This window comes from Vibrio celticus, from assembly GCF_024347335.1.
GTDB classification, from domain to species: Bacteria; Pseudomonadota; Gammaproteobacteria; order Enterobacterales; family Vibrionaceae; genus Vibrio; species Vibrio celticus.
The window spans coordinates 527,752-543,769 of the sequence record NZ_AP025464.1; the positions used below are offsets into that span (position 1 = coordinate 527,752).

Sequence of the window (16,018 nt, forward strand, 5' to 3'; positions counted from 1 at the left end):
TATGGGGTCACTTCAATTTAGCTGGCTTTTTAGTATCTGCAATTCAGGTTTTTAACGAATTAGAATTCGTATTTAGCTGAAATACCGTAGTTTCTTTCCGCTTGTGAGTTCTCTTTATAAAGCTCATCATCGCCGCGAATGTCGTTCCAACGGTAGTACTCTTCGTTAGTTAAGTTGAATACACCACCACGAATAGTAAGATCTTTCATTGGCTTGTAGTAAGCTGTCAGATCAACAACCGTAGCACTCGGAAGCTCAGCTTGATCAGCGTTGCCGCCGCTTTCGTCCTCGAAGTTGATGTCTGAACCAGACTTGCTAGCTGTGTAGTTTAACTTAAGGCTAGTACCCCAGTTTTGGTTTGGCGCATCATAGTTAAGACCAAATACTGCATTCCAAGGATTAACACTATTCAGTGCATTACCGTTTCCATCTTCACCTTCTGTGTATGAAGCAACGAAGTGAGTTGAAATACCCTTAGGTGCACCAACCAAAACATCCCATAGTAACATGTTAGAGAATTCAACCCCCTTAATTGTTGCCGAATCTAGGTTAACGTTAGAGTAGTGTGTCGTTCCGCCAACTTTTTTCGTTACCACTGTTTCGATGAAGTCATCGTAATCACTGTAGTAAGCCGCAATTTCAGACGATGAACCCTGTGTATTATGACGGTAACCTAGCTCGTAAGAGATACTGGTTTCTGACTTAAGGTCCGGGTTTGGATCGTTTACGTAACCATGTCCTGGGTTATCATACGTGTAGTACAGTTCATCGAAAGAAGGGGCTCTAAAGCCTTGGCTAATCTGGCCAAAAATGGTGCCTGTATCAGTAAGTTTGTATGTTGAGCCTAAACGTCCAGTTACCGCAGAATCAGAGAAGTCCGTAAGTGACTCACCCGTATTTTTACCAGGGTCTGTAGAGAAGTAATCGAAACGAACACCTGGAGTAACAACAAGTTTGTCGTTCATTAAGCTAATTTCGTCTTGTACAAACAGACCAAACTTTTGCTCTTTAGCATCAGGAGTGTATACATAAAGCTGATCATCAGTATCAGGATCAGAGTTGTACTCCATGTTTGTATTGCTAATATCACTATGTGTGTATGTTGCACCATAAACTAGGTAATGGTTGTTAATCTCTTTATCTAGCTGAGTTTCGATCTCAAGCTTATCTTCGGTGTATTCATAGTCTTTTGTTTGAAGATTGTCATTGTTAGCAGGGACATAAGGTGGGAAACCAGGACCTGCCGGTTTAAAGCGCTTCGTCACCCCATTTTCTTCTTTAGAGATGTATGACACTTTGCTCGTCACTGTGTCAGCGATAGCGCCATCAGCGAACCAAATGTGTTTAATAGCAAATCGATTTTGCTCTGTATCATCTGCACCCGTGTAGTTATCGTAGCTTGAGTGATAAATATCAGAGTCAGAAGTATCCTTAATTAGCTCAGCTAGAAACTCGATACGGTGGCTTTCGTTCAATTGGTATTGCAATTTTACCAATAGGTTATCTGCAGATGTATCTTGATCTTCTACTGCGTAATTCTCTAAGTTATTAGAGTCGCGGAAGTTTTGAAGCTCTTCACCGTCACGGCGAGTGTAAGCAACTAATGTTTCTAAATCACCGAATCGATTAGCTAACGCAACGTGCTCACTGAAAGAGTTATCTTCTGAAGAGTACGACAGTTTCGCTTGGCCGCCGAAGTCTTCGCCATCTTTCAAGAAATCAGAAGGGTCTTTAGTTTCGAAAGCAACAACGCCACCAATAGCGTCACTTCCGTGTAAACTTGAAGCAGCGCCTTTGATGATTTCAACGCTTTTCAGCATATCTGGGTCGATTGAGATACCGTTGGAGTTAATAAATGCGTAAGGACCACCATCAAATGAACCTGGTTGCGATGAGCCATCTACTAGGATCTTGACGCGCTTACCTTCCATGCCACGAATGTTGATGGTTTGTGCACCTTGACGAGAGCTTGAGTTCATCGTTACACCTGGAGTGTATTCGAAGATTTCATTCACGTCTTTCGCCATATTCTCTTCAATTTGCTTATCCGAGATAACAGTAACAGAAGCTGCTGTATTGATAAGTGTTTGATTAGTACGAGTCGAAGATACAACAACCTCGTCAAATAGGGCATAATCTTCAGCAAAGGCTGATGTTGATGAAAGCGCTAAAACGATTGAAGCAGAGAGTAGGGATTGCTTATACATCTGATAGTTACCTTAATTCCATAGTATTATCTTGATTTGCGAAAGATAATATTGGATCTAAATGATAATTACTATTATTTGCATTTCAATTTATTTGTACTTTTGTCATTAAAAACATGCCTAGACCGTATAACTCATTGTATTAAAAGACCTTTAATGGTTCCATTTATCTGGTGAATGCTTCCATTTTTGTGATTAACCTCTCATTTACAAAGTAGGAAACTGATGCATAGTCCAATAACACTTGAAGCGTTACACATCCTAGACGCCATCGATCGACGAGGAAGCTTCGCCGCTGCGGCCAATGAAATGGACAGAGCGCCTTCATCACTCAGTTATCAAATACAGAAGCTTGAACAAGATCTGGACATCATGATTTTTGACCGTTCTGGACATCGTGCAAACTTCACAGAAGCGGGCCAGTTGATACTTGAGCAAGGTAGGGTAATTCTTGGAGCAACAGAACGCCTTGTTAACGAGGCAAGCATTCTAGCCAATGGTTGGGAGCTCGATTTGACCATCGCCTTTGATGGTATTATCCCGATTGCTAACTTTTTCCCTCTGGTAGATGAACTAGGAAAAATCAGTAAAACACGTGTTCGTTTGCAAGAAGAGATCTTAGCAGGGTGTTGGGAATCCCTTTCAGACGGCCGAGCAGATTTACTGGTGTGCCCAAAGGTTGACACTATCCCAAACGACATGAAAAGTGACGTTATCGGTAAAATGGAAATGGTTTGGGTAGCGGCATCGAACCACTATGTTCACAAACGTTCTGGTGAATTCGACCAAAAGGCGAGAGAAAGTTACAGGGTTATTGCTATTGCAGATACCGCGCGCGATCAGCCAGCACTAAGCATCAATATTCTAGAGAAACAGCCACGTTTAACCGTGACAAGCTTTCCTGCGAAAGTAGAGGCTTTGACATCAGGACTAGGGATTGGCACTTTGCCGAATAGTGTTGCTAAACCTTTGATTGAATCTGGCGTACTACAGCAGATCTCCGGTACCGAGCCGCAGCCTATTGATATCGTAATGGCTTGGCGACGCAACAAAATGGGCGACGCCAAGTCTTGGTGTATCCAACATCTTAAAAAGACATGGGCGTTAAAGTAACGGTAACACCATATCTGCAGTACCGTCTTCAAAACTGATATCTAGCTTAAAACCGAGCTTTTGAGCTAGTGTTAGCATCCCTCTATTGGTTGGCATTGTCATACCCGACATCTGTTTAGTCTGCTTCGCTCGGCAGTAATCGATAACTTTCGTCATCAGAATACGACCTAGACCAACACCTTTCAGATCGGAACGTATCAGAATCGCAAACTCGGCATCGGTGTTCTCTGGGTTAATCAGCGCTCTCGATACACCGATGATTGCAGGAACCCCTTGTTCTTCACGCACCACAACAAAGGCGATCTCTCTATCGAAATCAATCTGAGTAAAATTAGCCAACGCTTCATGATTGAACTCACCGACATCACTAAAGAAACGTTTATAAAGATCCTCTTTAGATACGCGATTAATAAAGTCAGCATGGAGCGGTTCATCTTCGGGCAGAATAGGGCGTAACAACACTTCGGTTCCATCTTTTAGCTGGATACGTTCTTCAAGCTCGACTGGGTAAGGGCGAATGGCCAACCTTTCTTGCGGGTCTCCTTCGTAAGCTTTCAATATGATATCGGCATCTAAGATCGTGAACTTGTCTCCGTTGGCCAGTACTGGATGGATATCTAAATCATGTATTTCAGGGCAATCAACGACCATCTGCGATATACGAACCAATAATTCAGAAAGGCCCTCTATATCAATCGGGTTAGGGAGCTTTTGTAGGCGAATCTTGCCACTTTTTATCGCTCGAATAATCAAGTAGCGCGCCAGTGTCATGTTGAGCGGTGGGAAAGCAGCGGCCGCATCAATCGATTCATCCCACTCCGAACCACCTTGTCCAAGTAAAATGATTGGGCCAAAGGTTTCATCGGTTGTTACTTTGACTCGTAGCTCTTGGCCACCCGCGAGCTTGGCCATACCTTGAATTAACAAGCCGTGGATGTGAGCTGTAGGGAAGGATAGTTGAGAACGATCGAGAATTGCCTGAGCAGCATTCGCGACTTCACTACTGTTTCGTAAATTGAGCATTACACCTTGAACATCTGACTTATGCGCAATGTCTGGCGAGCGAAGTTTTACGGCGACCGGGTAACCGATCGTTTCAGCAATGTGCACCGCTTCACTTGGGTCAGAAGCAATCCATGTCGGTAGCACATCGAGGTTAAAACTCTTGAAAAACTGGCTATTTTGGTGAGTATCAAGACTAACTGTATCTTTATCCAGTAGTTGTCGTTCTATCCAACTTTTCGCATCTGCTAGATCTTCAATATGTACTTTTTCTGCCGTGGTAGGCGTTTCCATTAACTGACGTTGGTTTCGTCTGTACTCGACTAAGTGCATGAATGCGACCACTGAGCTTTCAGGCGTTCGATAGGTCGGGAAACCCGCTTCGGTAAACAGCTTTCGCGCTGGCCTAGCTGTTAACTCACCAGACCAATTCGTCAGGATGTTAAAGCGCTTGTGGCGAGGGTGCTTCTTAATCGCTTCAATAATTCGTTCAGCCGTTCTAGCGGAATGTGCAATCGCAGAAGGGCTATGCATGATAAGAATCGCATCCGCTTCATCGCCATCGAGTAAGATGTTTATGGTATCGATATAACGCTGATCACCAGCATCACCAACAATATCGATAGGATTGCTGTGAGACCAACTAGATGGCAACACCTTGTTCAACTTATCAAGAGTCTCTTGTGAAAACTCTGCGAGCTTGCCACCGCGGTCAAATAGCGTATCCACGGCCATAATCGCCGGGCCGCCACCGTTGGTAACAATAGCCAAACGCTCACCACGCAATGGTACTGAATGAGTCAGTGTCTCTACCGCAGCAAACAATTCATGTAAGTTCTTAACTCGCAACATGCCACTACGGCGAATCGCGGAATCGTAGATAATATCTAAAGTATCGGCACCACCGGTGTGTGCCATTGCGGCCGCTCGCCCTTTCGCTGTTCGTCCGCCTTTTAGCACTAGAATTCGTCTGTTGCGCGATGCCGCACGCGCTGCAGAAATAAAGCGCCTCGCATCAGTAATGCTGTCTACATAAAGTAATATCGCTTCGGTGTGAGAATCGGTACTCAGATAATCCAATAACTCCGAGAATTCGATGTCACTGCCATTACCTATAGAGATAAACGCCGAAAAACCGATCTCTTTGTCATTAGCCCAATCGAGAATCGTGGTACACACAGCTGCAGACTGAGAAACAAAGGCGATCTTACCGGGTAATGCTGTCACTGGAGAGAATGAGGCGTTTAAATTTAACCAAGGGACAATTACTCCCAAACTATTGGAACCTAACACTCGAATGTTGTGTTTTTTGGCAATCGCTAGGCATCGTTCATCATACGTCTCACCATTATCGCTTTCTTGCTGCATGTCGGAAGAAAGCACAATGACAGAGGCTATACCTTTCTCGGCTAGTTCTTTAAAAATGGCGACATTACGGGTCGCATTGGTACATAAAATGGCAAGGTCAGGAACGATCGGTAGCGACAAAATGTTTTTATAAGAGAGTACGCCTGCCACAGAGTCATATTTTGGCGTAACTGGCATCACTGCACCTTTAAAATCCCCGTGCAGCAAATTGTTCATGACGATATACCCTGCACGCGTTTCTCGTTGAGAAGCACCAACAACAGCGATTGAACGGGGTTTAAGTAGGGGATCAAGATGATTCATAGACATATCCTAGCAATGCACGTAAGTTCATCGTAACTTACTTTGCACTCACGGGTTGATGGCAAATTCACCGAATTAAGATGAATAAGCAGACACTGCATAAAGTTTGTGAAATAGGTCACCCACTAATGGTGTATAATCTCAAAGTTAACTTGATTCTAAACCGACGTATCGGCATGATTTATGGTAATTATTATTAAGGATATAGAGCTTTCCATGAAAAAATTTGCAATTGTGACTTTGCCACTGCTCTTGGCTGCATGTGTATCTGACGACTACGTTACCAATGTCACTTCAGATAGTTATCAAGAAGAATACAAAACGGCCAAAGTTGAAGCTCTAGTTGTATCTCAATCTGAGCAAACAGGCGTTGTTGAAGAAAACGTTGTCAACGTGATCAGAACTGAACCTGTTGAACAGAAAGTCACTCAAACGACTCAAGCGAAGCCAGTTGCAGTAGTGACAGGCCCAACCAAGAAACAGCAAGACATGAATCAGCGTTTTGGTTACACCGTTCAAGTTGTTGCTGTTGGCAGCCAAAGTAAAGTCGATTCTTTCGTGAAAATGCTACCTACGACTTCTCAACCAGTTTGGGAAAACTACAAAATGGTTAACGGTACCAAATGGTTCACCGTACTTTACGGTGACTACGCAACGCGCTTAGAAGCTAAAAAGGCAATCTCAACACTGCCGAACACTTTCCAAAACTTGAAGCCGTTTGTTAAGAGCATTGATGACATCAAGAACTCTGAATACCCTACGCTTAACAAGTTGAACTAAGTTTTGATTCATAAAGAAGGGGCAAATGCTCCTTCTTTTGTTTTAAGACTCGCTGTTTTGTTTAATAGTTAATCGCTCGATCTTTCGAACGTAATTTTAACAATCAAAACACTGTACCTATCTCGACTTTTGTTTATCATTGAAGTCAGTATTCCTAGTTTCAAGGACCGAATTTACCCATGAACACCACAAACATACTTCTACTTTGCGGCGGTGGATCTTCAGAGCATGAAGTGTCTTTAGTATCAGCCAATTACCTTTTCGAACAACTCAATAGCGTTGCAGATTTCAACGTTGTGAGAGTTGAAATTAAAAACGAAGGCTGGTGTCTTGATTCAGGTGAATTGGTTTATCTTGATATTAACGATCAAACCCTGCGCGGTGACAATTTAGCATCTAAAGTCGATTTTATCGTTCCTTGTATCCACGGCTTCCCAGGTGAAACAGGTGATATTCAATCACTGTTCGAAATGGCGAAAATCCCGTACTTAGGCTGTGGTTCTGAAGCTAGCAATAACAGCTTCAACAAAATTACGTCAAAGCTTTGGTATGACGCACTGGGTATTCCAAACACGCCATATCTATTCCTATCTGACAACAATGATCAAGCACATTCACAAGCAACTCAAGCTTTTGAAAAGTGGGGTAAAGTGTTCGTAAAAGCAGCTCGTCAAGGTTCATCTGTTGGCTGTTATCAAGTAAACCAAGTAGAAGATCTAAGCGAAGCAATCAACAAAGCGTTTACCTTCTCAGATCAAGTGCTTGTCGAGAAGTCAGTCGTTCCAAGAGAGCTAGAAGTTGCTGCTTATGAAATCGATGGCGAGCTACATATCAGCAAACCGGGCGAGGTGATTGCACCGAACGGCGCATTTTACTCTTACGAAGAGAAGTACAGTGCAGACAGTCACTCGATCACTGAAGTTGAAGCAAGCAACCTCACTGATGAGCAGCGTGAACTGATTGCAGAAAGCGCTCGAAAAGTCTTCACCCAGATGAAGCTTCGTCACTTGTCTCGTATCGACTTCTTCTTAACGCAAGACAACGAGATCTACCTGAACGAAGTTAACACCTTCCCAGGCATGACGCCAATCTCCATGTTCCCTAAAATGGTTGAGCATGACGGCCACAAATTCAGCCAGTTCTTGGAGAATTGCGTGAGAACGAGCCTTTCTTAGGTTGTCTAACTCATTTTCGTTCGTGCGACCTGAGGTCGTATGAAGCGTTGTTCACCGCTTTATGAGTGAACCATCTGTATCACCAGATGAACCTACGAGCCTGAATAAAGCAGCGGCTCGGACAATGTAACGAAACTTGGCCGTTGGGCTGAGTGGGAAAAGAATCGTGAGAGGACGTTCCTCCTGAAAACCACAATTCGGGTAAGTGCTAGGTAGTCAGTATGATGAACGTATGTGAATCCATTCAAGGTGCGTTATATGATGAAGCAGCGGAAGTGGTTAATACGCTGTGGCCAAAAGGCAATGAGAGTTGGAAAGAGGTTGGACAGTACTTTTTCGTGGTCGCCGTACTCTCCGCACTATAGTGGGCATCTAAGCTGACATTTTACGTAACATACGGAACAGGGTAAGCCTGTATCACTCCCTTTGGGAAAGCCTTTGTGGCCGATAGTGATGCAGGTATAGGAGGTCGGAAAAAGCGAAAGCTACATTGTAATGATGCAGATACAGACTTATGTCTGATCACGAAAGTGAGCCCACTTCCGACTGGTCTCCCATTGCGAGAGAATTTGAAGAACTTTATTCAAGGAGAAAAGCAAATGGTGATCTCGAAAGAGATTAGTGCATCTTCTGACGGCGCTAAATGGCAGTCCATCGACTGGAAATCCGTTGAAGCGCACGTATTGAAGCTTCAAATGCGTATCGCAAAAGCAACGAGAGAAAAGAAATACGGTAAGGTGAAGTCCTTACAGTGGCTCTTGACTCATTCTCGCTCAGCCAAGCTTCTTGCGGTTAAGCGAGTCTCTCAGAATAAAGGCAGTAAAACGTCTGGAATAGACGGTGTCACCTGGAACACAGATGTACGCCGTATGAAAGCAGTCAATCAACTGAGCCGCAAGGCTTACTCTGCAAAACCACTCAAACGTATCTACATCCCCAAAAAGAACGGTAAGCTCAGGCCATTGGGTATTCCATGCATGATTGATAGAGCGCAACAAGTCCTCCACCTTCTAGCATTAGAACCAGTGTCCGAAACGCTCGCCGACCTCAATAGCTATGGGTTTAGGCCAAATCGCAGTACGGCTGACGCCGTCAGTCAGTGTTTCAAATGTTTGGCTCTAAAGCGATCAGCGAAATGGATTCTTGAGGGAGATATTAAGGCTTGCTTCGACAAAATCGGGCATCAATGGCTTATCGACAATATCACGGTTGATAAACGTATGTTAGAGCAATGGTTAAAGTCTGGCTATGTGGATAAGGGTCTGTTCTATGATACCGATGAGGGCACACCTCAAGGTGGGATAATATCTCCAACCTTGATGCTAATGACTCTCGTGGGAATAGAGCAACGAATAAAATCTACAGCTCTGAAAATGGGTGCTAGGGCCAACTTTATTGGTTATGCGGATGATTTCGTGGTCACCTGCTCTTCAAAGGAAGTGCTAGTGAACGATATCAAACCGTTGATTGCTGACTTTCTGGCAGAAAGAGGGTTAACCCTCTCCGAAGAGAAAACGAAGGTCACTCATATTGATGATGGCTTTGACTTTCTGGGTTTCAATCACAGGAAGTACAAAGGGAAATTGCTCATTAAACCGAGCAAATCTAACACGCTGTTATTTCTTAGAAATCTACGTGAACTTATTAAAAAGCACGCAACCATCCCTGTTAACGATCTTATCAAGTTGATAAATCCGAAACTTAGAGGGTGGGCGAATTACTATCGCCACTGTGTTGCTAAACAAGTATTCGGGTATGTCGGCCACAAACTATTCCAAGCGTTATGGCACTGGGCAGTTAGACGTCATCCAACCAAGTCCAAAGACTGGGTTGTTCATAAGTATTTTCTCAATCGTAAAGGCCAGTGGCAATTTCACGGTTGGCAGAAAATCATGGACATGGACTGTCACTTCAATCTGTTCCAAATAGCTAAAGTGCCCATCGAGCGACACGTAAAAATCAGGAATGCAGCGACCCCTTTTGACCCTCAATACCAAGAATATTTGGTGAAGAGAAAATCTAAAAGGCTAGCTCGTAACTCTTGGAAAGAGCCTGTCCCGACTGCGTTATAAGTTGCTGGGTATCAATGATGCCTTAGTGGAGGCTTGAGCCGTATGCAGTGAAAGTTGCACGTACGGTTCTTAGAGGGGCGGCACTTGGTAACAAGTGTCGTCTACTCGACACTTAGAGCTGAACCAACAAGTGCCTTGAGCTTTCTGCCAAGGCACTTGTTGTTTTTAAAGCCAGCTATTTTAAAAATCTATCGTTTGAACCGCAACTTATATCCAAGTAATCTGCGACCCGTCATTGCCAAGGTATTAACGCCTTAAACTTCATCTTCTCACTATCAGCCGTTTCCGTGAAACCGACATATTGAGCTGGCATTGCCGGGCTAAGCCAACGACCAAAGTCCTGAATCTCTCTCACCTTAAGACCTTGTTTCGACAACTCTTGTGCAGCACCAACACGAATCGAATTTCCAGAGAAATGGTGATTTTCTGGCAGTTGAAGTAAGTCGCTAGCTCTTCTCAAGATCCTGTAGATGGACGAATCATCCAAAGGCTGCAAACCAATATTTTCATGCTTGTCTATCGCACGAAATACTGGCAAGTCATCTTGTATACCAGTAAACGAAAGCCAACGTTGAAGTGCAACACTGGCTATTTTTGACAACTGATAATCAGATTCTTTGACTGTTACTTGGTAATGATCTTCAACGTACTCAACATCACTCATCGATAACACCTTCAGCTCTGAGCGTTTTAAAGCACACTCGAACATCACGTTATAAATAGCGATGTCTCTGATTTCTTTCAGGTTTGCTTTCTCATGGGAGAGCAACGTATTTAAATCAATGAGATGCACAGATGTCATAGCATTGGTTTGTTTAGCGTCACCGGCCATTTGAGATTGTAAGTGGAGTAGGGTAAAGCGAACTTGCCTGTGCTTGATCGGGTTAGCAAAGCTCAACACAGTGTGTAACACACTAAGCGTTGCAGTGTAACGTTTTAAGGATGCGTATTTTCTATCGTTAGACTCCGTTTCAAGAAAGCGGCGAACAGCAGTTATAGATGCGGGAAGTGTGTTAATACGATGTTTGGTACAGAACGCATGATAGCGATTCCAATCACTGTAAATGCCCAACAGTGAATTGCGAGAGTATTGAAATCCTGTCAACTCATCTATAATTTCTATTGTCGCGTTACTGTTTAATTTTTCAACAAATGAACCAATTATCACCGAGTCAGTTAAAATAGGGACTTTTTTTCTCAAATTACCATACCTCGACAGGTGTTTTTACCATATTATGCTTGATATCATTATTAGTATACTTATGATTAATGCAGTGAAAACAGAAAGATGATTAATAGATATGGCTAATTCAATTTACCGAAGCGTCCATCTTCAATCGATAGATGCTAACAACACAGTTTGGCGTGCTAAGTTAAAAAACAACGTTATTCAGGGCAAACTAGCTGCCGTGAAAAAAAGTATTGATTGGTGGATTGATACCGCATCTATTATTGATCCAAAAGAATTCATGTCATTAAATAAGTCGAGAGGAACTGGTGGCTCTACTGAAAACTTCAACGGCTACCAAATCAAGAATGACACCGGTGAGCCTAATGCGTGGTATTGCATGTTTAACGGTCGCTTAATCAAAGGCGGCAAGATTGCAATTCAACGCCATATAGAAGCTTACTTACTCGCAAAACAAAAAGCAGAGCAACAAAAGAAGTAAATTATGAGCCTAGTATATTCAACAGAAACAGGTCGTATTAAGCCTGAAGAAGAGAAAGTCCAACGTCCTAAAGGCGATGGGATCGTTCGAATCCAAAAAGAAACCAAAGGCCGTAAAGGCAAAGGCGTTTCTGTAGTAACTGGCTTAGACCTAGATGACGCACCATTAAAACTAATGGCAGCAGAACTCAAGAAAGTTTGCGGCTGCGGTGGCTCAGTAAAAGATGGCAACATCGAAATTCAAGGTGATGCTCGAGACAAGATCAAAGCGCACCTTGAAAAGAAAGGCTACAAAGTTAAATTTGCTGGCGGTTAATCTCTAACTAATACCAGGGCTAAAATCGAAGATTATTATCACTGGTTATTAGGTATTTTATGGTAAATAGCCAGTATGGTTAAATACACAGTATAAATTAGAGACTATCGACACAATACAAAGGCAGGGCATCACACAAAGATACCTGCCTTATAAACCCCAGACTATTTAACATAACGTACATAATACGCAGTTGGCTAGTGCTTTATTTGGTGTGGCTGCCATCAACGCTAATCCCGCGCAAGTCATTGAAATCGCTTTTAATCCTAGCCCGTTGCACTTTTTTGCTATGTGTTCCCATAGCTGTTTAATTTCTGGATTTTCGTTGCGGTCAACGTGACAACCAAGCAATGCCATCTCTGGATCAATTCCTGCGCTTTCCGCAAGAAAAACTGCTTCTGAATCAGATATATAGCGAGTTCCTTTTCGCATTTCACCAATCCTTTGTCTAGGCAGATTCAAATCATGTGCAATCTGCTTATCTTGTACGTAGTTTTGAGCCTTTTTGTAGGCATCTAACAGTTCATTTTGATACATAAGACATTCTCCCTTTAACTACATTCTAGCTGATTAGGCATGATTTTCCGTGCTTAACAGGCACAACTTTTCGTGCCTATAATCCTCATCAACGAACCAAATTTACTTATTTAAGCATTTTGACTGTCTAGGTCTGGGCTGTTCGCCCTTGACGCTTACGGCTCGGTTTAGACGGTCAATCCCCATTCTCAATAATCAGTCAGGTGGTTGTTATGTTTACAGTTGAATCCATTCAATACGGCTCTGTGCTCAAATCTGAACACATTAGCTTCTCTAACTACCCAGATTTCACACACGCGTCTGTGTCTCTTCATAACTCACCACTTGAAATCTGCTTTGAGTTCCTTGTTGGCGAACTTGAGTTTGGTCAACGCACTATCGGTGAAGAACGTTTCCACACTGTGACTTATAAGAATCCGCTTTATAACTCTGAAGACTCTTTCACTTTTACGTTTGATAACGACCAAGAGCTTGAACAGTTCTGCTCGTTCTACGGTTTGGAACTTTAATCATGGCTTACGAGCGCGTTTTCGACCTCAAAACAAAAAGCTTTGAAATGATTGATTTTGTTCAAGCTCAATCATGGGCTACGGCCGACCGTATCCACGATAACCGTTTTGATTATTTGTCTTCATACAAAGACCATACGCGCCCCGCTTATCCTTTGGCCGCTTCGGTTGTCCCTGCGTTAAATCACCAAATTTATGCTCATGATGTTACAGGGCTTTCATTTACTTCCTATCGCCCTGCTCCATTGCTTTGTAATTCTTTACCGTTTGGATTAAAGCGCAATGGTGATTTCACTCGCCATATGCTTCGTGCTTATAAAGATATGTGTAAGCAAAAGGAAGAGATCGAAGCGGCTTACGCTTTACACCGTGCACACGAACGACTGACAAAGAACGGTTATAGCGCAGCAATGCCAGATGACGATATTCGCCAACTTGCCGAAAACAAATCTAAGCAGTTCGGACGTATCGTTTCGAGTCTTCCTGATGTTGAAACACAATTCGAATCTTGCGTTGAGCTTTTAGCTTCTCTTGGCCTTGGCTTTCGTGAAGATACGATTAAAAAAGCTGAATCTAATAACGAGTTACATTCTCTTGTTGCTCGTGCGATTGATAACAACTGGCTTGTTCGCCAGTTACGTAGAAAGTGTGCTTATGAAGTTGAACAGGTGGCGAGAGACTTGGCACTTGTTGAACGTCATAAGCAAATTTACTGCTCTGATTTTTCAGTTCGCAGACACCGTGACCGTATGAAATCAAATGAGGTTGCACTGGATAAAACAGTGGCATTTGATGAGAACGACCCTCAAACGTTTTTTACTCTTTCTGAGTTGTCGGCTAAATCAGTTTCAAATCCAGAATTAAGACGCAATGAAATGTTTGCCCGTCTAAATGGCTTCGAAAACATCGCTAAAAAATCTGGTCATGAAGCGGTTTTTTATACCGTTACTGCTCCATCAAGATTTCACGCGATTTCTGGTGGTGTGACTAATCCCAAATGGGAAAAAGCAGGACGACCGGACGCGAAACAATCACACGATCATTTGATTAGTGTTTGGTCTTCGCTCCGTAAAATCTTGGATAAGAACGATATCAAAATTTACGGTATGCGCATTGTTGAGCCTCATCAAGATGGCACACCGCATCACCATATGCTGCTATTCATGGAAAAAGAACACCGCGCTTTTGTTACATCAGAATTTAACCGCTTAGCCCTTGCTGATACGCCTAACGAATCAGGTGCTAAAAAGTACCGTTTCAAATCTGAGCTAATTGATTTTAGTAAGGGCTCGGCTGTTGGTTACGTGGCTAAATACGTGAGTAAAAACGTTGACGGTAAGCATATCGACAAAGACCGCAGTTCAAATCTAGATGGCATTGCAGCTGCTGAGCGCGTGGTCACTTGGGCGCGTGTGAATCGTATTAGACAATTTCAATTTATAGGCGGTGCTTCTGTCACTGTTTGGCGTGAGCTTAGACGTTTACGCGAAGAACTTAACGAGGAAGACGCCATGTTTTCAGACTTAAACAACGAAGAGCATCTAACACTAGAAAACGTTCGCAGGGCTGCGGATGCCGGTGATTGGGAAGCGTTCTGTTATGCAATGGGCGGTGTGTTCGTCAAGCGCAAAGACCAAACCATCAAGGCCGCTTATGAAGTGACTAACACTATCGAAAAGCTAATTGAATCCGGTGGTGAATACTCTACTACTCGCTATGGTGACGCGGCTCAAGCTCGTATCTCTGGCTTGATGTTCCGTGACGTTCTTGTCGTTACTCGCTTCAAGTCATGGAAAGTTGAAAACAAAGACAAATTCATCGCATCACAACAAAAAATTATGTCTGGAACTGTGGACTGGTTTGATGCTTTGGAGCGCGAGAAAGAATACGAATACATGCTCGATAGTCAGTATGAAGAATACGAGAAACATATGGCTCGTATGGATGAAATTGAGGCGCTTGTTCTCTCTGGCTCTTTAGAACCTCATGGGGCGTGTTCGGTGGGCGCAGCCCCGCCGGACATGCTCCATTAGGTTCCTTGGACTTGTGTCAATAACTGTCTTTTTCTCTTTTAACCAAAAAATTTACGTCAAGAAAGGAAACACAATATGAAACTCGAAGGCTTAATTTTAGACGATACCGATATCATTCAAGAAACTAAACCCGCCCGTGGTACGGGTGAATCTTTGACTGTGGGTAAGTTGAAACTAATCACCACTAACCCGACCAACACTATTGAAGTAAAGATCTCCTCTGAGCTTTGGAACGGTGGAAAAGCAGGTGAAGTGCTGAAATCTTGTGTCGGTCAACGTATGCAATTTAACGTTGAATACAAAGAATTTAGCTTTGGTAATGATGAGGGTAAGCACGTTGCTTTAAATGGCTTCCACTTGTTCGACTTACCGAAAGCAAAAGGTTAATCAATATGACTGCTGACCAATTTGACGCGCTTTATGCACTCAATGAAACGACTTATATCATGCAATTTTGTATTGGTCTTATGGTCTGCTTTCTTCTTGGTTGCATGTATGGGGGGCAGCGCTAATGCCTACAATCGAATTTGTTATTGGTGCCCTCCTTACTTCTTCCGTCTTTGGGTACGTGTGCGGAGCTACTTTCTTAACTTTCAAGAAAGCGGCTGAAGTATCTAGTTAATTTTATTTAATCACTCTAAAAAAGGATCAATCCTATGAAATACATGAACGTCGTTAAGCGTCACGCTTCAAAAATCGCTGTTGTTGCTGGCTCTTCTCTAATGGTTGGCTCTGCTAACGCTGCTCTTTCAGCTGAAGCTGAAGCGGCTGCAACGGCAATGACTACAGCTGCAACGGATTACATTGCAATGGCTTGGACAATTGTTCCTATCGTTGTTGTTGGTTTTGTTGGTATTAAGCTATTCAAGAAAGCTGCAAACAAAGCAACTTAATACTAGTTGTTTTTGGGAGGGGTTCGCCTCTCCCTATCCTC

The 16,018-nt window shown here is 43.1% G+C and carries 15 protein-coding genes; 11 read left to right on the plus strand and 4 right to left on the minus strand.

Annotation, left to right across the window (positions count from 1 at the left end; genetic code table 11):
* Positions 1-59: 59 nt before the first annotated feature.
* The gene (locus OCV19_RS18355) at positions 60-2,207 is read right to left on the minus strand and encodes a TonB-dependent hemoglobin/transferrin/lactoferrin family receptor (protein ID WP_065677680.1); all 2,148 of its coding nucleotides are present in this window, start codon (positions 2,205-2,207) and stop codon (positions 60-62) included.
* Between the two features lie 225 nt (positions 2,208-2,432).
* Between OCV19_RS18355 and OCV19_RS18360 the strand changes: the two genes are divergently transcribed.
* Positions 2,433-3,320, plus strand: coding sequence for a LysR family transcriptional regulator (locus tag OCV19_RS18360; protein WP_048612676.1), 888 nt, complete (start codon positions 2,433-2,435; stop codon positions 3,318-3,320).
* Here OCV19_RS18360 and OCV19_RS18365 read toward each other — a convergent pair.
* Positions 3,312-5,993: a bifunctional acetate--CoA ligase family protein/GNAT family N-acetyltransferase gene (locus OCV19_RS18365; RefSeq protein WP_048660170.1), complete on the minus strand. Its 2,682-nt coding sequence runs from the start codon at positions 5,991-5,993 to the stop codon at positions 3,312-3,314. The genes OCV19_RS18360 and OCV19_RS18365 overlap by 9 nt on opposite strands.
* 216 nt (positions 5,994-6,209) lie before the next feature.
* Between OCV19_RS18365 and OCV19_RS18370 the strand changes: the two genes are divergently transcribed.
* The 4 genes from OCV19_RS18370 (at position 6,210) to ltrA (ending at position 10,020) form a co-directional block, all read left to right on the plus strand.
* Entirely contained in the window at positions 6,210-6,773 is a 564-nt protein-coding gene (locus OCV19_RS18370) for an SPOR domain-containing protein (protein ID WP_065677681.1), read from the plus strand.
* A 179-nt stretch (positions 6,774-6,952) separates the two neighbouring features.
* Positions 6,953-7,948 carry a D-alanine--D-alanine ligase gene (locus tag OCV19_RS18375; protein ID WP_055319530.1) on the plus strand — a complete coding sequence of 332 codons (996 nt, stop codon included), beginning with the start codon at positions 6,953-6,955 and terminating at the stop codon, positions 7,946-7,948.
* A 221-nt stretch (positions 7,949-8,169) separates the two neighbouring features.
* On the plus strand, positions 8,170-8,313 hold the full coding sequence (locus OCV19_RS18380) for a hypothetical protein (RefSeq protein ID WP_162497971.1): 144 nt from the start codon (positions 8,170-8,172) through the stop codon (positions 8,311-8,313).
* 234 nt (positions 8,314-8,547) lie between these two features.
* Complete coding sequence (gene ltrA, locus OCV19_RS18385; RefSeq protein WP_065675544.1) at positions 8,548-10,020, plus strand: group II intron reverse transcriptase/maturase; 1,473 nt, start codon at positions 8,548-8,550, stop codon at positions 10,018-10,020.
* Positions 10,021-10,252: 232 nt separating this feature from the next.
* Here the strand turns inward: ltrA and OCV19_RS18390 are convergent, their stop codons facing one another.
* Positions 10,253-11,221: a tyrosine-type recombinase/integrase gene (locus OCV19_RS18390; RefSeq protein WP_065676911.1), complete on the minus strand. Its 969-nt coding sequence runs from the start codon at positions 11,219-11,221 to the stop codon at positions 10,253-10,255.
* A gap of 100 nt (positions 11,222-11,321) precedes the next feature.
* On the opposite strand from OCV19_RS18390, the gene OCV19_RS18395 reads away from it, so the two are divergent.
* Together OCV19_RS18395 and yciH are read left to right on the plus strand one after the other, a co-directional pair.
* Positions 11,322-11,690: a DUF3319 domain-containing protein gene (locus OCV19_RS18395; RefSeq protein WP_065676912.1), complete on the plus strand. Its 369-nt coding sequence runs from the start codon at positions 11,322-11,324 to the stop codon at positions 11,688-11,690.
* A 3-nt stretch (positions 11,691-11,693) separates the two neighbouring features.
* The gene (gene yciH, locus OCV19_RS18400) at positions 11,694-12,005 is read left to right on the plus strand and encodes a stress response translation initiation inhibitor YciH (protein WP_008221404.1); all 312 of its coding nucleotides are present in this window, start codon (positions 11,694-11,696) and stop codon (positions 12,003-12,005) included.
* Between the two features lie 168 nt (positions 12,006-12,173).
* Here the strand turns inward: yciH and OCV19_RS18405 are convergent, their stop codons facing one another.
* Positions 12,174-12,542 (minus strand): DUF3693 domain-containing protein, encoded by a 369-nt coding sequence (locus tag OCV19_RS18405; RefSeq protein ID WP_061038269.1) that lies wholly within the window; start codon positions 12,540-12,542, stop codon positions 12,174-12,176.
* Positions 12,543-12,754: 212 nt separating this feature from the next.
* Between OCV19_RS18405 and OCV19_RS18410 the strand changes: the two genes are divergently transcribed.
* The 4 genes from OCV19_RS18410 to OCV19_RS18425 all read left to right on the plus strand — a co-directional run bounded on the left by OCV19_RS18410 (position 12,755) and on the right by OCV19_RS18425 (position 15,977).
* Positions 12,755-13,051 carry a hypothetical protein gene (locus OCV19_RS18410; protein ID WP_065676913.1) on the plus strand — a complete coding sequence of 99 codons (297 nt, stop codon included), beginning with the start codon at positions 12,755-12,757 and terminating at the stop codon, positions 13,049-13,051.
* A 2-nt stretch (positions 13,052-13,053) separates the two neighbouring features.
* Entirely contained in the window at positions 13,054-15,084 is a 2,031-nt protein-coding gene (locus tag OCV19_RS18415) for a replication endonuclease (protein WP_065676914.1), read from the plus strand.
* Between the two features lie 75 nt (positions 15,085-15,159).
* Entirely contained in the window at positions 15,160-15,471 is a 312-nt protein-coding gene (locus tag OCV19_RS18420) for a chemotaxis protein (protein ID WP_065676915.1), read from the plus strand.
* A 269-nt stretch (positions 15,472-15,740) separates the two neighbouring features.
* The gene (locus OCV19_RS18425) at positions 15,741-15,977 is read left to right on the plus strand and encodes a major coat protein (protein ID WP_016789825.1); all 237 of its coding nucleotides are present in this window, start codon (positions 15,741-15,743) and stop codon (positions 15,975-15,977) included.
* Positions 15,978-16,018 lie beyond the last annotated feature (41 nt).